23 protein-coding genes and 3 pseudogenes are annotated in these 21580 nt (G+C 73.6%); 19 read left to right on the top strand and 7 right to left on the bottom strand.

Annotated features, from left to right (window positions below):
* Positions 1-123: 123 nt before the first annotated feature.
* The 3 genes from AB0M16_RS19610 to AB0M16_RS19600 all read right to left on the bottom strand — a co-directional run bounded on the left by AB0M16_RS19610 (position 124) and on the right by AB0M16_RS19600 (position 1641).
* Positions 124-723, bottom strand: a complete 600-nt coding sequence (locus tag AB0M16_RS19610; RefSeq protein WP_365344463.1) for a hypothetical protein — start codon at positions 721-723, stop codon at positions 124-126.
* A 151-nt stretch (positions 724-874) separates the two neighbouring features.
* Positions 875-1183 carry a DUF3817 domain-containing protein gene (locus tag AB0M16_RS19605; protein WP_365344461.1) on the bottom strand — a complete coding sequence of 103 codons (309 nt, stop codon included), beginning with the start codon at positions 1181-1183 and terminating at the stop codon, positions 875-877.
* 2 nt (positions 1184-1185) lie between these two features.
* Positions 1186-1641: a hypothetical protein gene (locus AB0M16_RS19600; RefSeq protein ID WP_365344458.1), complete on the bottom strand. Its 456-nt coding sequence runs from the start codon at positions 1639-1641 to the stop codon at positions 1186-1188.
* Between the two features lie 230 nt (positions 1642-1871).
* Here AB0M16_RS19600 and AB0M16_RS19595 point away from each other — a divergent pair, with 230 nt between their 5' ends.
* The 10 genes from AB0M16_RS19595 (at position 1872) to ehuA (ending at position 10748) form a co-directional block, all read left to right on the top strand.
* Entirely contained in the window at positions 1872-2810 is a 939-nt protein-coding gene (locus AB0M16_RS19595) for a helix-turn-helix domain-containing protein (RefSeq protein ID WP_365344786.1), read from the top strand.
* A 506-nt stretch (positions 2811-3316) separates the two neighbouring features.
* Positions 3317-3778, top strand: coding sequence for a DUF5709 domain-containing protein (locus tag AB0M16_RS19590; protein WP_365344456.1), 462 nt, complete (start codon positions 3317-3319; stop codon positions 3776-3778).
* A gap of 350 nt (positions 3779-4128) precedes the next feature.
* Positions 4129-4665: a diaminobutyrate acetyltransferase gene (ectA, locus tag AB0M16_RS19585; RefSeq protein WP_365344454.1), complete on the top strand. Its 537-nt coding sequence runs from the start codon at positions 4129-4131 to the stop codon at positions 4663-4665.
* Positions 4666-4747: 82 nt separating this feature from the next.
* Positions 4748-6037, top strand: a complete 1290-nt coding sequence (ectB, locus tag AB0M16_RS19580; RefSeq protein ID WP_365344452.1) for a diaminobutyrate--2-oxoglutarate transaminase — start codon at positions 4748-4750, stop codon at positions 6035-6037.
* A gap of 129 nt (positions 6038-6166) precedes the next feature.
* Positions 6167-6571 (top strand): ectoine synthase, encoded by a 405-nt coding sequence (locus tag AB0M16_RS19575; protein ID WP_365344450.1) that lies wholly within the window; start codon positions 6167-6169, stop codon positions 6569-6571.
* Between the two features lie 121 nt (positions 6572-6692).
* Entirely contained in the window at positions 6693-7592 is a 900-nt protein-coding gene (thpD, locus tag AB0M16_RS19570; protein WP_365344448.1) for an ectoine hydroxylase, read from the top strand.
* A gap of 52 nt (positions 7593-7644) precedes the next feature.
* A complete protein-coding gene (gene ehuB, locus AB0M16_RS19565; protein ID WP_365344446.1) occupies positions 7645-8562 on the top strand; it encodes an ectoine/hydroxyectoine ABC transporter substrate-binding protein EhuB in 918 nt (305 codons plus the stop codon).
* Positions 8559-9233, top strand: coding sequence for an ectoine/hydroxyectoine ABC transporter permease subunit EhuC (ehuC, locus tag AB0M16_RS19560; protein WP_365344444.1), 675 nt, complete (start codon positions 8559-8561; stop codon positions 9231-9233). The genes ehuB and ehuC overlap by 4 nt, the downstream gene beginning before the upstream one ends.
* Positions 9233-9868, top strand: coding sequence for an ectoine/hydroxyectoine ABC transporter permease subunit EhuD (gene ehuD, locus AB0M16_RS19555; RefSeq protein WP_365344442.1), 636 nt, complete (start codon positions 9233-9235; stop codon positions 9866-9868). Before ehuC ends, ehuD begins: the two co-directional genes overlap by 1 nt.
* Before the next feature lie 82 nt (positions 9869-9950).
* The gene (gene ehuA, locus AB0M16_RS19550) at positions 9951-10748 is read left to right on the top strand and encodes an ectoine/hydroxyectoine ABC transporter ATP-binding protein EhuA (protein ID WP_365344784.1); all 798 of its coding nucleotides are present in this window, start codon (positions 9951-9953) and stop codon (positions 10746-10748) included.
* Between the two features lie 95 nt (positions 10749-10843).
* Here the strand turns inward: ehuA and AB0M16_RS19545 are convergent, their stop codons facing one another.
* The gene (locus AB0M16_RS19545) at positions 10844-11704 is read right to left on the bottom strand and encodes an RNA polymerase sigma factor SigF (protein ID WP_365344782.1); all 861 of its coding nucleotides are present in this window, start codon (positions 11702-11704) and stop codon (positions 10844-10846) included.
* A 173-nt stretch (positions 11705-11877) separates the two neighbouring features.
* On the opposite strand from AB0M16_RS19545, the gene AB0M16_RS19540 reads away from it, so the two are divergent.
* The 3 genes from AB0M16_RS19540 to AB0M16_RS19530 all read left to right on the top strand — a co-directional run bounded on the left by AB0M16_RS19540 (position 11878) and on the right by AB0M16_RS19530 (position 14257).
* On the top strand, positions 11878-12309 hold the full coding sequence (locus tag AB0M16_RS19540; RefSeq protein ID WP_365344440.1) for an ATP-binding protein: 432 nt from the start codon (positions 11878-11880) through the stop codon (positions 12307-12309).
* Between the two features lie 115 nt (positions 12310-12424).
* Positions 12425-13474: a mechanosensitive ion channel domain-containing protein gene (locus AB0M16_RS19535; RefSeq protein WP_365344438.1), complete on the top strand. Its 1050-nt coding sequence runs from the start codon at positions 12425-12427 to the stop codon at positions 13472-13474.
* A 114-nt stretch (positions 13475-13588) separates the two neighbouring features.
* Positions 13589-14257, top strand: coding sequence for a beta-glucanase (locus AB0M16_RS19530; protein ID WP_365344436.1), 669 nt, complete (start codon positions 13589-13591; stop codon positions 14255-14257).
* A 22-nt stretch (positions 14258-14279) separates the two neighbouring features.
* On the opposite strand, the gene AB0M16_RS19525 is transcribed toward AB0M16_RS19530, so the two are convergent.
* A complete protein-coding gene (locus tag AB0M16_RS19525; RefSeq protein WP_365344434.1) occupies positions 14280-14810 on the bottom strand; it encodes an HPP family protein in 531 nt (176 codons plus the stop codon).
* 205 nt (positions 14811-15015) lie between these two features.
* On the opposite strand from AB0M16_RS19525, the gene AB0M16_RS19520 reads away from it, so the two are divergent.
* The 5 genes from AB0M16_RS19520 (at position 15016) to AB0M16_RS19500 (ending at position 19990) form a co-directional block, all read left to right on the top strand.
* Positions 15016-15987, top strand: a complete 972-nt coding sequence (locus AB0M16_RS19520; RefSeq protein WP_365344432.1) for an aldo/keto reductase — start codon at positions 15016-15018, stop codon at positions 15985-15987.
* A 122-nt stretch (positions 15988-16109) separates the two neighbouring features.
* A complete protein-coding gene (locus AB0M16_RS19515) occupies positions 16110-16934 on the top strand; it encodes an N-formylglutamate amidohydrolase (protein WP_365344430.1) in 825 nt (274 codons plus the stop codon).
* 96 nt (positions 16935-17030) lie between these two features.
* Positions 17031-17291 carry a DUF6296 family protein gene (locus tag AB0M16_RS19510; RefSeq protein ID WP_365344428.1) on the top strand — a complete coding sequence of 87 codons (261 nt, stop codon included), beginning with the start codon at positions 17031-17033 and terminating at the stop codon, positions 17289-17291.
* A 9-nt stretch (positions 17292-17300) separates the two neighbouring features.
* Positions 17301-17633, top strand: coding sequence for a hypothetical protein (locus AB0M16_RS19505; protein ID WP_365344426.1), 333 nt, complete (start codon positions 17301-17303; stop codon positions 17631-17633).
* Positions 17634-17743: 110 nt separating this feature from the next.
* Positions 17744-19990 (top strand): protein kinase, encoded by a 2247-nt coding sequence (locus AB0M16_RS19500; RefSeq protein WP_365344424.1) that lies wholly within the window; start codon positions 17744-17746, stop codon positions 19988-19990.
* Positions 19991-20062: 72 nt separating this feature from the next.
* Here AB0M16_RS19500 and AB0M16_RS19495 read toward each other — a convergent pair.
* Both AB0M16_RS19495 and AB0M16_RS19490 read right to left on the bottom strand, forming a co-directional pair.
* A pseudogene (locus AB0M16_RS19495) lies at positions 20063-20755 on the bottom strand (chitosanase); the annotation flags it as partial.
* 111 nt (positions 20756-20866) lie between these two features.
* Positions 20867-21289, bottom strand: a pseudogene (locus AB0M16_RS19490) (discoidin domain-containing protein); the annotation flags it as partial.
* A gap of 179 nt (positions 21290-21468) precedes the next feature.
* Between AB0M16_RS19490 and AB0M16_RS19485 the strand changes: the two are divergent.
* A pseudogene (locus AB0M16_RS19485) lies at positions 21469-21580 on the top strand (purine nucleoside phosphorylase); the annotation flags it as partial.

Below are 21580 nucleotides of genomic sequence, written 5' to 3'. Positions count from 1 at the left end.
CAGACGGCCCCGTTCACCGGGTGCGGTCGTGATCATCCGCTGGGCGGCCCTCCCGGTCGACCAGCCGGCTCGGCGGCCCGAGGGAGTCCGCCCTCCGTCGTCCGACGGAGGGCGGAGCACGCGTCAGGAACGGCCGCGACGCGGGCGGTTTCCGCCCTGCCCGCCCTGCCCGCCCTGCCCGCCCTGCCCGCCCCGGCCGCCGCCGTGGCGGGGCCGCCGACGGTGCGTCGAGGGGCCGGGTGCCGCGGGGCCGCCGGCCGCCTCCGGGGACGAGAACATCATCGGCACGACGGGCGGGGTCGTGGGCGCGGCCGGGGATGCCACCGGGGGGACGCCCCCGGTCGGGCCGCCTGCCCCCGTCACACCGGTCGTCCCCGTCGCCCCTGTGGCACCGGCGGCCCCCGCCGCCGCGGCTGCCCGGGCGGCGAGGGATTCACGGGCGCCGGCCGGCCCGGCCCCCGCCACGACGGTGGCGTGCGAGATCAGGGGCGCGCAGGCCTGGCAGATCTCGGCGAGCGTCCAGACCTCGGCGAGGGCCGGGTTGTGGATGAGGACCAGGAGCGTCCGGCCGGTGCAGGTGGCCCGGGCGGCATGGTGCCGGCAGCCGGTGGCACCGCAGGCACAGGCGGCGTTGGGGCGGGGGGTGGCCAGGCGGGCGTGTGCCCGGGCGTGTTCGGCGGCGAAGACGCGCAGGGCCTGGAGGTCCCTGGACCGGGCGGGCATGCGGCAGCCCGCCGTGGTGCAGGTGACCGAAGCGGAGTGATCGGGGTGACCGCCGAGGCGGATCGTCCAGGTCCTGCCTGGCACACGTGACCCAGGAAGCATGCTCAACGCGCGCGTGTCCGTTCGAATGAGAGGGGTGTTGCCCTTCGTTTTACCCCGTGGGCGCCTCAGGTTCACATCCGGGATTGGTCCAGGCGGTGGAGACGCGGTGCGCGCGCAGCTGTCGGAGGACGAGGAGACCCCCGATTCCGGGGACCAGGGCGACCACCCGGGTCAGGCGTGCGGCGCGGGTGATCCGCCAGGTCGCGCCGACGACGAAGAGGTACGCGCAGCCGTGCGCCGGACCCATGAGGGAGGAGACGGCCCTCAGGTGCGGGCCTGCGAGGTTGGCCAGCATCACGACGAGCGTGGCGAGTTCGGCGTGGGCGGCGAAGCGCAGCGGGCGGAGGGCGGGGTCCATGGTCACGCTCCGGTGGTGGAGCCGGGGCGGACGATCATCAGGACCGTCACGGTGGCCCACAGCAGGTTGAAGACGCCCGCGAGCACCGACAGGCGTCCGGCTGCCGCGACCGCTCCCCCTCCGCCAGGTGCCAGAGCACGTTCCTGGGCCGGGAGGATCGCCAGGGCCAGGATCGCGGCGGCGGCCGCGGTGAGGACGACGGAGGCGATCAGCCAGGCGCTGCCGAGCACGCCGAGGCTGCTCGCGGTGGCGAAGCCGAAGACGGGTACGGCGATGCCGAGGGCGGCGTAGACGCGGCACACGCGGTGCAGGGTGGCGAGGGTGGCGCGCGCCCCGGGGTCGTCCGGGGACCGGTGCGCGCGGCGGAGGGCGGGCGGGAACATGCTCGCCGCGACCGTCACGGGTCCCACGGCCACGATGGCGGCCAGGACGTGCAGGGTGAGGAAGAGTTTGGTCATGGGGGCCTTCGAGGGCGGGAAGCAGGGCTTGTCCGGGGGCCGGGCGACCCCGGCGGTGCCGAGGCTATGTCGTGACCGTGCATGATCCCAGTGGCGAGAGTGCCAGGTATCAACGGAAAAGTGACACACCCGTGCACCACCTGGCTCCATGGGCTGTGACCTGCGAAAAGACCGATCGAATGGCTCGCAGTCCTGGCGCCGCCCTCCTGGTGGCGGGCTATATTCACGCCATGCACACCGTGGCCGTCCTCGCTCTGGACCGGGTGATCCCGTTCGACCTCGCGACGCCCGTCGAGGTGTTCACGCGCGCCCGACTGCCCGACGGTCGCCCGGGCTACCAGGTGCGGGTGTGCGCCGCCCGGCCCGAGATCGACGCGGGGACGTTCGCCCTGCGGGCGCCCTGGGGACTCGACGCGCTGCGGGAGGCGGACACCGTCGTCGTACCGGGAACGGCCGATCCCACGGCGCCGCTGCCCGACGAGGTGCGGGAAGCGCTGCGCACGGCGGCGGAGAACGGGACGCGGATCGCGTCCATCTGCGCGGGGACGTTCCCCCTGGCGGCCACGGGCCTCCTCGACGGACTGCGGGTCACCACGCACTGGATCGCGGCCGACCTGCTGGCCGCGGAGTTCCCGCGCCTGACGGTCGATCCCGACGTGCTGTACGTCGACAACGGGCAGTTCCTGACGTCGGCCGGCGCGGCAGCGGGCCTCGATCTGTGTCTGCACATGGTCCGCGCCGACTACGGTTCGGCGGTGGCCGCCGATGCCGCGCGGCTGGCCGTCGTGCCGCTCGAAAGGGAGGGCGGGCAGGCACAGTTCATCGTCCACGACCGCCCGCCGGTCCCCCGGGGCTCCGATCTGGAGCCGCTCCTCGCGTGGTTGCAGGACAACCTGGGACGCGGGCTCACCCTCGACGACATCGCCGCGCGGGCGGGGACGAGCACCCGGACGCTGATCCGCCGCTTCCGCGAGCAGACCGGTACGACGCCGCTCCAATGGCTGCACCGGGCGCGGGTCCGGCAGGCCCAGCACCTGTTGGAGACCACGCGGCACTCCGTCGAAGGGATCGGCGCCCAGGTCGGCTTCGGCTCCCCCACCGCGTTCCGGGACCGCTTCAAGCGGACCACGGGCGTGAGCCCGCACGCGTACCGACGCAGTTTCGGCTGAGCGCCGAGCGGGGGCCCCGCGCGGCACGGCCGGCCCGGCACGCCCGCTCGGGCCGGCCAGGTCCGGTCAGGACGGGGCAGGACGGGTGGGGTCCGGACGGGTGGGGTCCGGACAGGTCGGGCCGAGTCGCGTCGGGTCGGGCCGAGTCGCGTCGGGCCGAGTCGCGTCGGGCCGAGTCGGGTCCGATCGGGGCAGGTCAGGTCAGGGACGGCAGCACGGTCGCGGCGGGGTCCGCGCGGGGGAGCACGGCGGCGTCAAGGTTCCCGCCGGACAGCGCGGCGGCGTCAAGGTTCCCGCCGGGCGGCACGGCGGCGTCAAGGTTCCCGCCGGGCGGCACGGCGGCGTCGACGTTCCCGCCGGGGATCGAGTGCCACCGACCGGAGCGTGGGACGCAGCCGGCACAAGGGTGCCGACCGGTACGGGCGACGTGGGGTGGCGGGTCGCGGGCCGGACACGGAGCATGGAAGTGCGGCTCGTGCCGATCGAAGAGTGGCTGGAGATTCCGCATGATCGAGAACGAGGCCGGCGAGGCTTGGGGCGACGACGTCTACCAGCCCGACGGCAGCGAGGTGCAGGACGACGCGGGCCTGCTCGACGCCTCGGACACGCTCGTCGGGCCCGTCGACCCCGTGGAGGAGGGGTACGTGCCGCCGGACCGGCCGTGGGCCGTCGAGCACACGGGAGTCACCGCGGCCGAGCGGCTGCGCGGCGAGACCCTCGAGCAGCGACTCGCCGAGGAGCTGCCCGAAGAAAGCTCGGACCCCGAATGGGACGGCATCGGCGACGCCGCGGACACCGACGGCGAGCCGCTGGACCGCGAGGTGGGCGCCCGCCGGGCCGGCCGACTCGTGGCACCGGACAACGGCCTCGCCCTGTCCCCGCTGGAGGGCTACGCGCGCGACGTCGGCATCGACGGCGGTGCGGCGTCCGCGGAGGAGGCCGCCGTACACCTCGTCGAAGAGGAATGAGTCCCGGATCCGCTCGCGAACCCGCTCCCGGCATCCCGTCCGGATCCGCTCCGGAGGCCCTGCCGGGCATGCCCAGCCGTCCCGCGAACTCTTACTTCTGACCCCGCCTGGCCGCTTCAAACGTGAAGGGCGGCAGGTTCGCACAAGATCGTAATGGGCACAGCAAACACCACGGAGCCGTTACCCAGCTGTTATAAACGGGCATTTTGTCCGTTTGTCGGCCTGTTTGACGGGCGGGAAGTGACGGAGTTCCCCGCCGAACCAGTTTTGCGCACCTACCGCATTTCTCAGCGCCGCACAACCCTTCCGGACCAGGAAGTTCGCCGGTGCGCTGGGTAGCTTCGGCCCACATGACCACAGCACACGTGACAACCCCGAGGGCCCGCGTCGCCATCGGCCCCGCCGAGGTGGCGGACGGTGCCGACCTCTGGCGCATCGCCCGCGAGTCGGGGGAACTGGACGTCAACTCGCCCTACAGCTATCTGCTGTGGTGCCGCGACTTCGCCGCGACGAGCGCCGTCGCCCGCGACGCCTCGGGGCGCGCGGTCGGCTTCGTGACCGGGTACCTGCGGCCCGAGGCGCCGGGGACGCTCTTCGTCTGGCAGGTGGCCGTGGACGGTTCGCACCGCGGAACCGGGGTAGCCGCAGCCTTGCTCGACGCCCTGTCCGCCCGCGTGGCGACGGAGCACGGGCCGGTCCGGCTCGAAGCCACGGTCACCCCGGGGAACATCCCCTCCGACCGGCTCTTCCGTTCCTACGCACGCCGGCACGGCGCGACCGTGACGCGGGAGGTCCTGTTCCCCACCACCGCCTTCCCCGACACGCCCGAGGCAGGTGTCCACGAGCCCGAGGTGCTCTACCGCATCGGTCCACCGGCGTCCGCCTGACCGTCCGGCCGGCACCCCGGGCGCCGACGACGCACGCCCGACTTCCTCATCCACCCACCCCCCATCGAGATACGGGAGAACCGTGACCCTCACCGACATCGCCCCGTCCGTCTTCGAGACCGTCGAATCGGAGGTGCGCAGTTACTGCCGTGCCTGGCCGGTGGTCTTCGAACAGGCCCGGGGCAGCCGGCTGTACGACGAGCACGGGCGCCCCTTCCTCGACTTCTTCGCCGGCGCGGGCTCCCTCAACTACGGCCACAACAATCCGGTCCTGAAGCGGGCCCTGCTCGACTACCTGGCCGGTGACGGCGTCACCCACGGCCTCGACATGTCGACGACCGCCAAACGCGACTTCCTGGAGACGTTCCGCGAGACGGTCCTCGAACCGCGCGCCCTCCCCTACAAGGTGATGTTCCCGGGCCCCACCGGCACCAACGCCGTCGAGGCGGCCCTGAAGCTCGCCCGCAAGGTGACCGGGCGGGAGACCGTCGTGTCCTTCACCAACGCCTTCCACGGCATGTCGCTCGGCTCCCTCGCCGTCACCGGCAACGCCACCAAGCGGGCCGGCGCGGGCGTCCCCCTCCACCACGCCGCGCAGATGCCGTTCGACCACTACCTCGGCGGCCAGGTGCCGGACTTCCTGTGGTTCGAGAAACTGCTCGCGGACCCGGGCTCCGGGCTCGACCACCCGGCGGCCGTGATCGTCGAGACCGTGCAGGGCGAGGGCGGGATCAACGTCGCACGGGCCGAGTGGCTGCGCGGCCTCGCGGACCTGTGCCGACGCCACGACATGCTCCTGATCGTCGACGACGTGCAGATGGGCTGCGGCCGCACCGGGGACTTCTTCTCCTTCGAGGAGGCGGGCATCACGCCCGACATCGTCACCCTGTCCAAGTCCATCAGCGGCTACGGCCTGCCCATGGCGCTGTGCCTGTTCCGCCCGGAGCTGGACCTCTGGCAGCCCGGCGAGCACAACGGCACCTTCCGTGGCAACAACCCGGCCTTCGTCACCGCGACCGCCGCGCTCGACGCCTACTGGCGCGACGGCGCCCTGCGCGAGCGCACCCTGAACCGGGCCGATCGGATCGAACAGGCCCTCGGCGACCTGTGCGGCGACGACGGACGGACGGGCATCGCCCACCGGGGCCGGGGGCTCGTCTGGGGCCTGGAGTTCACCGACGGCGAGCGTGCCGAGGCCGTGTGCCGGCGGGCCTTCGAGCTCGGCCTGCTCCTGGAGACCTCGGGGCCGCACGGCGAGGTGGTCAAGCTCCTGCCGCCGCTCACGGCGACCGACGACGAGCTCGACGAGGGGCTCGGCATCCTGGCCCGCTCCGTACGGCACGCCGCCGACCGCGCCGCCGTCGCCGCCTGACCGGCCGGACCTGCCGGCCTGCCGGACCTGCCTGGCCCGTGCGCCGGCCGGACCCGTCCGGACGGTCCGCGCCGTCCGACCCGCCCGACCAGCCCGACCAGCCCGACCCCCGAAAGGGAGACCCCACCCGTGATCGTCCGTAGCTTCGCCGAGATCGAGAACACCGACCGGCACGTCCGTGCCGCCTCCGGCACCTGGGAGAGCAAGCGCATCGTCCTGGCCCGTGAGCGGGTCGGCTTCTCCCTGCACGAGACCGTGCTGTACGCCGGGACCGAGACGTCCATGTGGTACGCGAACCACGTCGAGGCCGTCGTGTGCACCGCCGGCGAGGCCGAACTCACCGACCACGAGACGGGCCGCTCGTACACGATCACGCCCGGAACGATGTACCTGCTCGACGGGCACGAGCGGCACACCCTCAAGGTCAAGCAGGACTTCCGCTGCCTGTGCGTCTTCAACCCGCCCGTCACGGGCCGCGAGGACCACGACGAGAACGGCGTCTACCCGCTGCTCACCGAGCCCGACCCGGCCTGACGCCGCATCACACCGCGCAGCACCCGTACGAGAACCCGAAGAACACGCACACCCCGCGCAACACCCGCGCCACCCGCGCCACCCGCGACCAGAGACACGAGAAAGGCAGGCACTGCTCCTCATGACCTCCGCACCCACCCGTCCCGTCGACCTCTACCCCACCCGCGGCACCGAAGAGGTGCTCGTCGGCCGCAAGGACCCCGTCGTGTGGTCCGGCCCCGGAACACCCGGCCCCTTCTGGGCCCGTGAGCTGGAGGAGTACGAGCGCGACGGCTTCGCCACGGTCGACGCGCTCGTCACCCCGGACGAGGTCGTGGAGCTCCGGGCCGAGCTGGACCGGCTCGTCACCGACCCGAAGGTGCGCGAGGACGAGCGGGCCGTGGTGGAGCCGGGCACGCAGGAGATCCGTTCCGTCTTCGAGGTGCACCGGATCAGCGAGGTGTTCGCGCGCCTCGCCGCCGACCCCCGGGTCGTCGGCCGCGCCCGGCAGATCCTCGGCTCCGACGTGTACGTCCACCAGTCGCGGGTGAACGTGAAGCCCGGTTTCGGGGCCAGCGGCTTCTACTGGCACTCCGACTTCGAGACCTGGCACGCCGAGGACGGCCTGCCGCAGATGCGGACCGTCTCGGTGTCGATCGCGCTGACCGCGAACCACACGACCAACGGCAGCCTGATGATCATGCCGGGCTCGCACCGGACCTTCCTCGGCTGCGCCGGCGCCACGCCGAAGGACAACTACAAGAAGTCGCTGCAGATGCAGGACGCCGGGACCCCGTCCGACGAGGCCCTGACCCGCTTCGCGGAGGCGTGCGGCATCCGCCAGTTCACGGGCGCCCCGGGGTCGGCGACCTGGTTCGACTGCAACGCGATGCACGGCTCGGGCGACAACATCACCCCGTACCCGCGCAGCAACGTGTTCCTCGTCTTCAACAGTGTCGAGAACCGTCCGGAGGCCCCGTTCGCCGCTCCGGTCCGCCGGCCCGCCTTCATCGCCGCACGCGAGTTCACGCCCGTCGGGTGACTCCCCCTCCGCCACCGCACCGCCTCCCCCGCCCCCTCCCGGAAGGACCGTCATGTCCCGTCCCGCACACCTCGACCGGCGCGGATTCCTCGCCCTGGCACCCGCGATCGGGGCGGCCGGACTCTTGGCCGGCTGCAGCCGCACCGAGGTGGGCACGGGGGCGCCGAAGGAGGACGGCGGGCTGCTCGCCAAGCTGCGCCGGCAGGGCTTCGTGCGGGTCGGCTTCGCCGGCGAGGCGCCGTACGGCTTCCAGGACGGCGGCGAGCTCACGGGCGAGGCCCCGACGCTCCACCACGAGATATTCAAGGCCCTCGGCGTGCCCGAACTACGCCCCACGCTCACCGACTTCGGAGCCCTGATCCCGGGACTGCTCGCGGGCCGCTTCGACGTCGTGAGCGCCGGGATGTCGATCACGCCCGAGCGCTGCGACAAGGTGATCTTCTCCCAGCCGGAGTTCGTCTCCCCCACCGCGCTGATGGTCCGCCGGGGGAATCCGAAGCGGCTGGGCGACTTCGCCTCCTGCGCGCGCGAGGGCGCCACGGTGGGGGTGCTCACCGCGGCCGTGGAGGCCTCCTACGCGAAGGCGGCCGGCGTCCCCGACGAGGCCGTGAAGACGCTGGCCAAGCAGCAGGACGGGCTCGACGCGCTGCTCGCGGGCCGGATCGACGCCTTCGCTCTGACCGGCATCTCGCTGCGCTGGCTGGCGCGGACGAACGCGGGTGCGGCGGTGGAGGTGGGCACCCCGTTCGTCCCCGAGATCGGCGGGGTGAAGCAGTGGAGCGCGGGCGGTGCCGTCTTCCGGCCGGGGGCCCGGGACCTGCGGGACGCCTTCGACCGGGAGCTCGCGAAGATCACTGGTGACCCGGGCCGCTACGTGGGGCTGATCGGACGTTACGGGTTCACCGCGAAGGAGGCGCCGCCCCGTTCGCTGCGGACCGCCGACCTGTGCGCGGGCAAGGAGCCGGCGTGACGGAGTTCCTGCCGGAGCTCCGGCGAGCCCTGCCGCGGCTCGGCGAGGGGCTCCTCGTCACGGTGGAGGCGACGCTGCTCGGCGCCGCCTTCGCCCTGGCCGTGGCCTACGGCCTCGGGCTCCTCTCGCGCTCCCGGCGGCTCGCCGTGCGCGGCGGGGTGCGCCTGGTCGTGGAGTTCTTCCGGGGCACCTCCCTCTACGTGCAGCTCTTCTGGCTGTTCTTCGCCCTGCCGATGCTCGGGTTCCGTCTCGAGCCGCTGGCCTGCGCGGTCCTCGCCCTCGGACTCAACTACGGCGCGTACGGCGCCGAGGTGGTCCGGGGCGCCGTCGCGGCGGTGCCGCGGCCCCAGACCGAGGCGGCGATCGCTCTCGGCATGGGTCGCGGGCTGCGGCTGCGCCGGGTGGTGCTGCCGCAGGCGCACGCGCTGATGGTCGCGCCGTTCAAGAACCTGCTGGTCCAGCTGCTGAAGGCGACACCGCTGCTGTCGCTCGTCACGGTGCCCGACATCACCTTCGAGATCGACCAGCTGCGGTCGGCGACCGGGAACACGGCGGCGGCGTATCTGGTGCTGCTCGGGGTGTACGGGGCGCTCGCGGCGGTCCTGAGTCTGTCGATGAACGCGCTTGAGCGAGCGGCGAAGGCGCGGCTCGGGACGGTAGGTGGTGCGTGATGTGGGACGGGGAGGCCGCTCGGGCCGCGCTGCCCGTCGTGCTGGAGGGCTTCGGGGTCACGCTGATGGCGACCGTCCTCGGCTTCGCGGTGGCGGCGGTGCTGGGCCTGGTCCTGGCGCTCGTCGGGCACGCGGGGCCGCGGTGGGCGGCCGCGCCGGTGAACGGGGTCGCCGCGTTCGTGCGTTCCACGCCGCTCCTGGTGCAGCTGTTCGCGGCGTGGGTGCTCGTCCCCGGCCTGGACGCGCTGGTGCTCGGCGTCCTGGTCCTCGGGGTGCACTACGCCACGTACCTGTCCGAGGTGTACCGGACCGGCATCGAGGCGGTGCCGAAGGGCCAGTGGGAGGCCTGCACGGCGCTGTCGCTGCCGCGCCGGCGGGTGTGGCGGGCGGTGGTGCTGCCGCAGGCGGTGCGCAACGTGCTGCCGCCGCTCGGCAACTACGCCGTCTCCATGTTCAAGGAGACCCCGCTGCTGTCGGTGATCACGGTGCACGAGATGGTCAACTCGGCGAGCACCTTCGGCAGTACGCACTTCGCCTATCTGGAGAGCTTCACGCTGGCCGCCGCGGTGTTCCTGCTGGCGAGCTGGCCGACGTCCGTGCTCGTACGACGACTGGAGGCACGCCTTGCCCACTGAGAACAAGCACGGAGAGGCGGCCCTGGACGAGCCGGTGCCCGATCGGCGGAGGCAGGAGGAGAGCGGGCGGCTGCCGTCGCGGATGCCCGGGGGCGGCACACCGGACGGGCCCGCGGAGGCGGTCCGCTTCGAGGGGGTCACCAAGCGGTACGGGGACCACACGGTGCTCGACGGCCTCGACCTGGCGGTCGGTCGCGGCGAGCGGGTCACGCTCATCGGGCCGAGCGGCTCGGGCAAGACCACGATCCTGCGGTTGCTCATGACCCTCGAGCGGGTGACGGAGGGCGTCATCCACGTGGACGGCGATCCCTACTCGCACATGCCGAGCGGGCCCGGCGGCGGGCTGGTGCCGGCGAGCGAGCGGTACCTCGCGGAGCGCCGCCGCGGGGTCGGCATGGTGTTCCAGCACTTCAACCTGTTCCCCCACATGAGCGTGCTGGAGAACGTCATGGAGGCGCCCGTGCACGTCCTGCGCGAGAGCCGCGAGGCGGCGGAGGTCCGCGCCAGGGACCTGCTCGGCATGGTCGGGCTCGCCGACAAGGTCGACGCCCGGCCGACCCGGCTCTCCGGCGGCCAGCAGCAGCGGGTGGCGATCGCCCGGGCGCTCGCGATGCGGCCGGAGATCCTGCTCCTCGACGAAGTGACGTCCGCACTCGACCCGGAACTGGTCGCCGAGGTGCTGGACGTCCTGCGGGACGTCGCGCGGGACACGGACATCACCCTGCTCTGCGTGACGCACGAGATGGGCTTCGCCCGGGACGTGTCCGACCGGATCCTGATGTTCGACCGGGGGCGGATCGTGGAGTCGGGACGGGCCGATGAGCTCCTCGACGCGCCCGCGCAGGAGCGGACGAGGGCGTTCCTGCGCTCGGTCAGGTGAGGGCGCGGGCTCCCGGCAGGGCGCCGGGCCCGGGGGCATGCACCGTCAGGTGGTGCGCCCCCGGGCCCGGCGGTCGGCGCGCCGCGCCCGGGCCGTCAGGGCCCGGCGGGCGGGTCCAGGAGCATCCCCTCGCGCAGCCGGGCGAGGCTGCGGGCGAGGAGGCGCGAGACGTGCATCTGGGACACGCCGAGGCGCGCGCCGATCTCCGACTGGGTCCGCTCCTCCACGAACCGGAGGTGCAGCAGCAGCCGGTCGCGCTCGTCGAGGCGCTCCAGGAGCGGAGCGAGGGTGTGGAAGTCCTCGAAGAGCTCGAGCGCCGGGTCCTCCCCGCCGATGAAGTCGGCGAGCGAGGCGTCCTCCTCCTCGTCGTCGGCGGCGAGGGCCGCGTCGAGCGACGTGGAGTGGTAGCCGTTCGCGGCTATCTGCGCCTCGATCACCTCCTCCTCGGAGAGGTCCATCGCCTCCGCGAGCTCGCCGACGCGGGGCGGCCGGCCGAGCCGGGCGCCCAGGGCCTCGTTGGCCTTCGCCAGCTCCACCCGCGCCTCCTGGAGGCGGCGCGGCACGTGCACGGCCCAGGTCGTGTCGCGGAAGAAGCGCTTGATCTCTCCCACGATGTACGGCACCGCGAAGGTCGCGAACTCCACCTCCCGGGTCAGGTCGAAGCGGTCGATCGCCTTGATCAGGCCGATCATGCCGACCTGGACGATGTCCTCCATCTCGTCGCCCCGGGCACGGAAGCGGCCGGCCGCGTACCGGACCAGCGACGCGTTCATCTCGATCAGGGTGCTGCGGACGTACTGGTGGCCTTCCGTTCCCTCCTCCCGTGCCGCCAACTCGCGGAGGAACACCTTCGACAGGGCGCGCGCGTCCTGGGGCGCGACCTCGTGAGGAGCCTCGAGCACGGGCAGGTCCCGGCACGCGCCGTCCGCCGCGGCCGTCGTCGTCGCCTCGACCATCTCGGTCCGCACGGGGACAACCTCCTGTTCCTCGCTGAACGTTCGCCTGTGGCAGTGCGCCTACCCCCGCTTCGCGCGGGCACGCGCAGCGGACTCCGGCAGGCATCTTTCCGCCGAGCCGGGGCAGGCGGGCACTGCCCGCATCACACCGACCGGGAGGGAAGGGGCTCGTGATGAACAGTCAGGGCGACGTGCGGTCCGGCCCGTCGACGCCCGTGAGGGAGCCGTACGGCACCAGGGGCCGGGCGGAGGCGCACGTGCGTACCTCGGCCCAGGCGCGGCGGTCGGTCCGCCGCGCCCTGACGTCCGGTACGGCGGCCGTGTCGGCGCAGGTGGACGACGTCCTGCTGGTGGCCTCGGAGCTGGTCACCAACGCCCAGCGGCACGCGGGCGGGGTGACCGGTTTCGCGCTCGCCGTGGGGCGGGACAGCGTGACCGTGTCGGTGAGCGACTCCAGCCCACGGACGCCTCGGTACACGCTGTCGCCGGACCTGCGACCGGGCGGCTTCGGCTGGCCGATCGTGCTGCACCTGTGCCGCGAGGTGACCGTGGACGTGGGGCCCGGGGGCAAGACGGTGCGCGCGGTGGTGGCGGTGAACCGCTGAGCGTGCGCGCCCCGCCGACCTGACCGCACGCGGACGCACCCGCGTCCGCGTGACGCACGCGCCACGCACGCGCCACGCACGCATCACGCACGCATCACGCATCGACAAGGAAGCCATGGAGAACCTTCTGCGACTGGCAATAGTCCTGGGCGGCTCGGCCGTGGTGGCCCTGGCCGCGGTCCGCGCGGCGGACCTGCTCGCGCGGCACGCGGACGCGCGCCATCCGGAGACCCCCCTGTGGGGTCTGCTGCGCCGCTGCCGCACCCCGCTGTACGTGGTGCTCGTCACCGCCCTGCTCGGGTGGACGTTCCGCGCGACGCGCTGGGCCCCGCTGGAGGAGCACGCGGGGGCGGTGACGCACGTCCTGACGCTGTGTCTGATCGGCGGGGGCGCGTGGCTTGCCGTACGGGTCGCCTCGGCCGTCGTCGAGTCCACGTACGCCCGCTACGCGGGGCGGTCCCGTGACGCGGCCCGGGTGCGGCGGGTACGTACGCAGGTCACGCTGATCATGCGAGTGGTGTCCGTCGCCGTCGGAGTGCTCGCCGCGGCGGTGGCGCTGGTCACCTTCCCGTCGTTCCGCGCGGTCGGGACCTCGCTGCTCGCCTCGGCCGGGATCATCGGCATCGTGGCGGGCGTGGCGGCGCAGTCGACGCTGGGGAACCTGTTCGCCGGCTTCCAGATCGCGTTCGGCGACATGGTGCGGCTCGGCGACACGGTCGTCGTGGACGGGGAGTGGGGGGTGGTGGAGGAGGTCACCCTGACCTTCCTGGCCGTCCGGACATGGGACGAGCGCCGGGTCACGCTGCCCGTCTCGTACTTCACGTCCCGCCCCTTCGAGAACTGGTCGCGCGGCGGTGCCGAGATGACCGGGACGGTGTTCGTCCACTGCGACCACTCCGTGCCCGTCGCGCTGATGCGGGCGCGGCTGCGGGAGTTCCTGGACACCTGCCCCACCTGGGACGGCCGGGCCTGGGACCTCGCCGTCACCGACACCTCCCCCAGTTGCGTCACGGTGCGCGCCCTGGTGACCGGCAAGGACGCCGACGACCTGTGGACGACGCGCTGCGCGGTGCGGGAGGAGCTGGTCGGCTGGCTGGCGCGCGAGCATCCGGGCGCCCTGCCACGGGTGGTGACGGCCCGGGCCGAGGCCCCGGCTCGGGAATGACCTCGTGTGGCGACTTGTCGTCAAGGAGCGGACCGTTCCGCATCTCGCCGCGTCCTGGGGGCAGTACAGCCGGAGACGGCCGGCCCCGCGGGGCCACCGAGGCGAGGAGCAGCCATGTCCACACCGTCACCGGCCGGAGAGCCGGTCTTCACCGCCGACTTCCGCTCGTCGGAGCAGTGGGTCGCAGGCCGCAGTTGGGCCTATCCCGACGGCGGACCGGTCAATCCGGGCGACAACAAGCTGGACCACCTGTCGGACGATCCCGCGTACGCGCGGTCCGGGGTCTTCCGTGCGACGCGCCGCCCGGACGGGCTGTGGGACGCCGGGCTCCTGACGACCGAGGGGAGTCCCGAAGGCTTCCAGGTGCGCGCCGGGGACGTACTGGAGGCGCGGGTGCGGCTGCCCGAGGAGACGGGCGCCTGGCCCGCGATCTGGACCTGGCGCGACGGCGGGCAGGAGGTCGACGTCTTCGAGTACCACCCTGACAACCCCGACCTGCTGGAGCTGTCCAACCATGTGCGCGGCACGCACCGCTACCATCACGCCGCGGCCGTGCGGCCGGGCGGCTGGATCCGCCTGCGGACCGAGTTCGGGGCCCGCTCCGTGGTGTGGTGGCTCGACGGCGAGGAGGTGTTCGCCGACCACCGCGGCGTCGGCCGCTCCTGGCACGCCTACCTGATCGTCAACCTGTCGGTCTGCGCGGGCCGCTACCACCCCGCCCCGTCCCCGGACACGACGGAGATGTCCTACGAGGTCCGCGACCTCGTGGTGTACCGCCCCTGACGGCCGGCGTCAGGGAGGGTGGTCACCACCAGTAGGACGGATAGCGGGGTGCGCCGCGGCGGATGCGGGAGACCGCGAACTCCATGAGGACGAGGACGACGCTCGCGCCGAAGAGGAGGGGGACGAAGCGCGCCGGGGAGGGGGACTGGAGGACGATCACCACGGCGGTGGCGCAGGCGGGCGCGTGCGGGGTGCGGGCGAGGGTCGTCAGGGCCAGGGTGATGCCGGCGGCCACGGCCGCGGCGGCGGAGCCGGCCCCCGCGACGGCGAGGGTCGCGTAGCCGGCTGCCGCCGCCAGGAGGTGGCTGACGACGACGCTGCGGGGCTGCGAGAAGGGCAGCGTGGGCACGCTGTGCACCAAGGCGGCGCTGGCGGCCAGCGGCGGGATCAGGACGGGCTCGTGGATGGCCGCGCCGATCGCCACGAGACCGAGCAGGACGAGCGTGACGGCGCTGACGCTGTGCACGGCAGCCGCCGGGGCCGGGCGGGCCGGGGCGCGGCCCGTGATGCGGAGCTTGGTCGTGGTCTCGGGGGGTGCGGTGTCGGTGCTCATGGGAAGGGACGTGGTTCCTGGCAGGTGGGACGGTGGCGACGCTTCCGTCGGATTGTATACAAACTGTTGAAGCGGGTACGACGAGGGTGGGCGAGGCCACATCCCGGCGAGGTCCGCGCACACGTGGCCGGGGTACCCACCGGCCGCGACCGCGGGGCGTGTCCGCCCGCTCCGGTCGGCGACCCTCCTGTGGCAGGGTGTGCCCGTGACCTCGACGACCGACACCGCGCGAACGCCCGTCCGCACCGACCGTGTCCTCCTCGGCTGCATGGGGCTCGGCGGGAGCTGGGACGCGAGTCCCTGGTCCCCTGCCGACGTCGACGCCGCCGAGGCGGCGATCGAGGCGGCCCTGGAGAGCGGCATCACCGCGTTCGACCACGCCGACATCTACCGGCACGGCAAGGCCGAGGCCGTCTTCGGCGAGGTCCTGGCGCGCACGCCGGGGCTGCGTGAGCGGATCACGCTCCAGTCGAAGTGCGGCATCCGGCTCGCCGACGGGGACCGGCCCGGCATGTACGACCTGCGCGGGGCGACGATCGTGCGGAGGGTCGAGGAGAGCCTGACCCGGCTGCGCACGGACGCCCTGGACGTCCTCCTGCTGCACCGGCCCGATCCGCTCGCCGACCCGGCCGAGGTCGCCGAGGCCCTGGAGTCGCTGCACCGGCAGGGGCTCGTGCGCCGGTTCGGGGTCTCCAACATGAACGCCGCCCAGATGGCCCGGCTCCAGGCGCACCTCGGACTTCCGCTGGTCGCGAACCAGTTGGAGATGAGCCTGCTCCGCAGGGACTGGTTGGAGGACGGCGTCCTGGTCAACACGCCCGCCTCGGCGGGCGTCGGCTTCCCGGCGGGCACGGTCGAGCACTGCCTGGACCACGGGGTCACCCTCCAGGCCTGGGGCCCGCTCGCGCAGGGGCGCTTCACCGGGCGCCAGCAGACCCCCGAGGAGTACGCCACCGCCGAGCTCGTGGCCGAACTCGCCAAGGCCAAGGACACCACCCCGGAGACGATCGTGCTCTGGTGGCTGCAGCGGCACCCCGCCCGGATCAGCCCGGTCATCGGCACCACCAACCCCGAGCGCATCCGCGCCTGCCGCGACGCCGCCGTCGATGCCCCGGACCTGGGCCACGAGGACTGGTACCGGCTGTGGATCACCGCCCGCGGCGCGGCCCTCCCGTAGCGCACGCCCGCCGTCCGTCGCGCACGCCCCGCCGTCCGTAGCGCACGCCCCGCCGTCCGTCGCGCAGGGTCGCGAACGTCCCTCCGCCGGCGCCCGCACGTCCGTCCCGAGGAGCCCGCCCGATGACCGATGCCGCCCCGCCGTCCGCCGCCGCCCCCTCCTTCGAGCTCGTCACCGGCGCCCCGGACTCCCCCGTCCTGCTCCACGTGCCGCACTCGTCCCGGCTGGTCCCCTCGGACGTCCGCGCGGACATCGTCCTCGGCGACGCGGCGCTGGAGCGCGAGCTCGACCACATCACCGACGGGCACACGGACGTCGTCGCCGCCGTGGCCGCGACATCGGCCGACGCGACGCCCTGGCGGTTCCTCAACCGCCTGTCCCGGCTGGTCGTCGACCCCGAGCGCTTCCCCGACGAGCGTGAGGAGATGCTCTCGGTCGGGATGGGAGCCGTGTACACGCGCACCACGCACCGTGCCGAGCTGCGCCCGGCCGGATTCGACCCCGCACCGCTCGTGGAGCGGTACTTCACCCCGTACGCCGAGGCCATGACCCGGGCCGTCGACGAACGGCTCGCGGCGACGGGCCGCGCGGTGATCGTCGACGTGCACTCGTACCCGACCGCCGCGCTCCCGTACGAGCTGCACGGCGACGGCCCCCGGCCGCCCGTCTGCCTCGGCACGGACCGCTTCCACACGCCGCCCGCCCTGCTGGCGGCGGCGCGGCGGGCGTTCGCCGGCTTCGGCGGCGTGGGCATGGACAGCCCGTTCGCCGGGACGTACGTGCCGCTGGCGCACTACGGCCGGGACCCACGGGTGAGCGCGCTCATGGTGGAGATCCGCCGGGACCTGTACATGACCGAGCCGGGCGGACCGGCCGGACCGGGGGCGCGGGCCCTGGGCGTCGCTCTGGCCGCCCTCGTCGACGCGGTGACGGATGCGGCGGCCTGAGAGGGCCGACGCCGTGACCGGGCGGTGCACCCCACCGCGCGCCGGGACGCGCCGCGGGGACCGGCCCGGATCGGGGGGCGGGCGTAAGATGGCCGGGTGAGCGCACGCAGGTACGAGCTGGTGTTCTCCGACGCCGCGGGTTCGACCCGTGACGCCGTGGTCGTGGAGCGCACCTCGGCGTCCGGCCCCGGCGGCCATCCCGTCTACGCCGACCCGACCGGCATCATCCGCGCGGAGATCAGCGACCGTGACGAAGTGCGCGTCCTCGCCTCGGGCGGACACCAGGAGACGCCGCTCGGCGTCGTCGCCAGGCCCCTCCCCGAGGGGCCGGACGCCGCTGTTCCGGACGTCGCCTAAGCTTCCCGGATGACCACCTTCGAACCCGCATCCGAGCAGTCCGGCCCGCGCTACGTGCGGGTCACCATCGAGCTCGTCGCCGAGATCACCGACGAGCAGGCCCTCAAGGACGCCGCGCTCGCCCAGGTCCAGGACGACGAGTACATGGACGAGGGCGAGCGTGCCCAGTCCGTCGAGGCCATCGACCTCGACCCGTCCGGTTCGCTGGCCCACTTCATCGACCCGATCGCCCTCCTCGGCGAGGTCCCCGGCGTGGAGCTGGCGTCGGCCACCTGGGAGTCCGCGCGGACCGAGTACGACCCCGACGACGAGACCTGGGAGGAGCACTCCCTGGAGGACTGAGCGGGAGCAGCCGGCCGGCGGTTCCCGACGCCCGGACCGCACGGTGCTCGACCAGGGCACCGCGCGGCTGGTAGGAGAACCCTGCACAGTACGTCTGGTGAGGGGGCAGTATGAAGCCGTTGGAGGCGGGGGACCCGGAATCGGTCGGCGACGGCCGGTACCGGTTGATCGGACGGCTCGGCCAAGGTGGCATGGGAGTGGTCTACCTCGGCCGTTCCCGGTCCGGCCGGGCGGTCGCGGTCAAGGTCGTACGTCCGGATCTGAGCACCGACCCGGAGTTCCGGCGCCGGTTCGCCCGTGAGGTGACGGCGGCGCGGCAGGTCGGCGGCTTCCACACGGCGCCGGTCGTGGACGCGGACCCCGACGGTCATCCGGCCTGGCTGGTCACCGCGTACGTGCCCGGGCCCACCCTGCGGGCGGTGCTCGACGAGGTGGGGGCGCTCCCCGAGGACAGCCTCACCGTCCTGGCCGCCGGCCTCGCGGAGGCACTGGACGCGATCCACCGGGCCGGGGTGATCCACCGCGACCTCAAGCCGGCCAACATCATCGTCGCCGAGGACGGGCCGCGCGTCATCGACTTCGGCATCGCCCGCGCCCTGGACGGCACGGCCGCCCTGACCCGTACCGGCCTCCAGGTCGGCACGCCCGGCTATCTCGCCCCGGAGCAGCTCACGGCAGGCACGATCACGCCGGCCGTCGACATGTTCGCGCTGGGGGTCGTGCTCGGCCAGGCGGCGGGCGGCTCGCCCTTCGGCGACGGATCGTCGGTGGGCTGGCTCTACCGGGTCGTCCACGAACAACCGGACCTGGGCGCCGTGCCCGCGTCCCTGCGCGACCTGGTCGCCGCCTGCCTGGCCAAGGACCCGGCGGCCCGCCCCACCCCCGCGGCCTTCCTCGACGCCCTGACGGTCCATCACCGACCGGACGGCGGCTGGCTCCCGGACGCCGCCACCCACCTCCTCCGCACGGTCCCGGGACATCCCACGACCGCCGTCGTACGGGAGGAGCCCGGCGCGGCAGAGGTGCCCCGCGAGCCGACGGCGGCCGAGTCCGGGCCGGCGGGCGGCGCGCCCGGACCGGCCGCCGCGAGCGCACCGGGGACCGCCCATGAACCGACCGCGGCCGGCGGACCCGGCACGGCACCCGAACCGACCGCCGTGAGCGGACCGGGCACGACGCCCCCGCCGACGCCCCCCTCCGGGCCCGGGACGGCGGGCGAGCCGACGGCCGCCGGGCAGGGCACTCCGCCCGGGCCCGTTCCCGTGCCCCCGCCCGTACCGCCGGTTCCGACACCGACACCGACACCGACACCGACGGTCGCGCCGGGTCCGCCGCCCGACCGCCCGACCGAGTACCCGGCCCCCTCCCCCACGACGCGGCCCCGTCGTCGCGTCGCCGTCGCGGCCGCCCTCGTCGTGGCCGCGGCCGTCGCGGCCGGCCTGTTCGTATGGCAGCCGTGGAAGGGGGAGCCCGGCCCCGGGACGAAGCCCGGAGGCGGCACGTCGTCCACCGCTGCGGGGCCCGCCGCGTTCCCGAACACGCAGCTCCTGGTGCGTGAGGACACCGCGCCCGGCTGGCCGCGGAACTGTCACGCGGTGATCGCGGTCCGCCCGTCGACCAAGGACGAGCCCCGCCGGCTGGTGCCGGACGGAACCTGCGACTTCCTGCCCCAGTGGGCGCCGGACCGCGCCTCCTTCGCGTTCACGCGCACGACGTCCGAGGGCACGGCGGTGTGGACGGCGAAGGCCGACGGCTCGGGCGCGCGGCGTGTCGCGGAGATCTCCGGCGGGCGGGTGTCGTGGTCGCCGGACGGCACACGGCTCGCGGTGCTGCGCAAGCAGGACGGCGTGCAGCAGCTCTTCGAGGTGAAGGTCGCCGACGGCTCGGCCCGCCAGCTCACCCACGGGACCGGCCGGGTGGAGGATCCGTCGTGGTCCCCGGACGGCTCGCGCATCGCCATCTCGCAGGAGGCGTCCTCCCCGGGCAACTGGCAGGTGTACGTGGTGGATCCGTCGAACCCCGACAAGGGGCCCGAGCAGGTGACCCGGCTGCCGCACCCGGCGCTCGACGCCGTCTGGTCCCCGGACGGCAAGACCTTCGCGTACACCGCCGGAACCTACCGAGGGCCCACGGCGGGCGACATCCGCCTCGTCCGGACCGACGGCACCGGGGACCGGCCTCTGGTGAAGACCGGGGCGCACGAGATGGACCCCGCGTGGTCTCCGGACGGGAACTGGCTGGCCTTCGTCCGCGGACCGTACGAGAAGCCGGTCATCTGGGCGGTGCGGGCGGACGGCACGGGCGAGCGGCGCCTGACCACCGGCGAGGTGTCGGAGGGCCACCCGGCCTGGCGGTGACCCATGACGACGGCGCGGCGGCGGTACGGAGACCTGCTCCGCACCGCCGCCGCGCCGTCGTCGCCGCTCGCGTCAGCCGGTGAGGGAGAAGGACTCTCCGTAGACGCTCCAGTACAGCGGAGTGTTGAGGTCGAAGTTGTTCTCGTTGAGGAAGCGGCGCTGGGCGGTGCTCACGCGCGTGGTGTCGCTGTGCGCCTCCTCCTTGCGCATCTCCTCCTCGCGCGCGTCGAGGAAGGCGTTGAGGTAGGCCTTCTCGTCGCCGCCGCGGGACGGCGGGAGGGCCCGGGAGAGGGCGACCTGGCGGATGGAGCGGAAGCCGTCCTCGCCGTGCATCACGGCGGAGTCGTAGTAGGCGAACTGGCCGAGCGCGCGCAGACCGTCCGCCTTGGCCTGGGAGAGCGCGGGGTTGAAGTAGACGCGGTCGCGCTCCTCCTCCTGGGTCTGCTGGAACACCGAGTCCTGGGCGGCCTGGCGCCAGGCGCTGGTGAAGCCCGGGTCGAGGCCCTGGTGGGAGTCGGTGCCGTTCACCCTGCGCAGGGCGGGCAGGTACGAGGCGAGCGGGTTGCTCGGCTTCTTGGCGGTGTAGCGCTCGACGAGGTCGAGCATGTCTCCCGTGCCGGAACAGAAGCCGATGATGCCGGCGGTGTAGCCGCGGCCGTCGTCGATGTCCTCGATGTAGGCGAACTGGGCGCGCCAGTCGAGGGAGGAGTTCTCGAAGGAGGACACCAGTTTCATGGCGACCTCCTTCTTGGCCGGGTCGTCGAGGTTCTTGCCGGTGGACGGCGGGGTGGTGGACCCGGTGCCGTACGCCTCGACCTCCCAGAGGGAGTAGCCGTAAGGGGTGCCGCGCTGCGTGCCGAAGACACGCAGGTAGCGCCCCGATCCGTCGACGGTGAGGTCGTCCGTGCCGCCGTCGCCGGAGGTGGTGGCGTAGAGCTGGCGCCAGGTGGAGCCGTCGTCGGAGACCTCGACGCGGTACGACTTGGCGTAGGCGGCCTCCCACTTGAGCACGACCCGCTTGACGGCGGTGCCCGCGCCCAGGTCGATCCGTATCCACTGGTTGTCGACGCCTTCGGCGCTGGCCCAGCGGGTGGTGGTCGAGCCGTCGACGGCTTTGGCGCCGGTGAGGGTGCTGGTCTCCGTGGAGGACGTGGTGACGGGTCGGCCCTGCGCGAGGTTGCCGGCCGCGGCGGTGGCGGGCGTGAGGCCGGACAGGGCGGGGAGCAGGAGGCCGGTGGCCGCGGCGGCGACGAGGGCCGCCGTGCGGTGGCGCCGGAGCGCGTTGATGGTGGGGGGCATGTCACTCCACTTCTCGGAGGAGACTAATAGGAAAGCTTCCTAACTTTCACTGGGGGCGAGAGTAGGGGCCTGTCCGGGGGCGCGCAAGAGGGCGGGCGCCGAAGGGAGTTGACCCACCGTACGCAGGCCGCCGGAGCGGAGCCGGGTGCGCCGCGCCGCACGCCCGCCCGGCCGCGCCGTTCCCCACCCCGGCCCGGCACTACGAGACCCCGGCCGAAATCAACATGGTCCGCGTCATGGGCGGCGACCTGGTCGGCATGTCCACCGTCCTGGAGGCCATCGCTGCGCGCG

The organism is Streptomyces sp. NPDC051921, from assembly GCF_040680975.1.
Taxonomy (GTDB): domain Bacteria; phylum Actinomycetota; class Actinomycetes; order Streptomycetales; family Streptomycetaceae; genus Streptomyces.
Note: the sequence above shows the minus strand (reverse complement) of the source record. Positions and strands in the feature narration are given on the sequence as shown.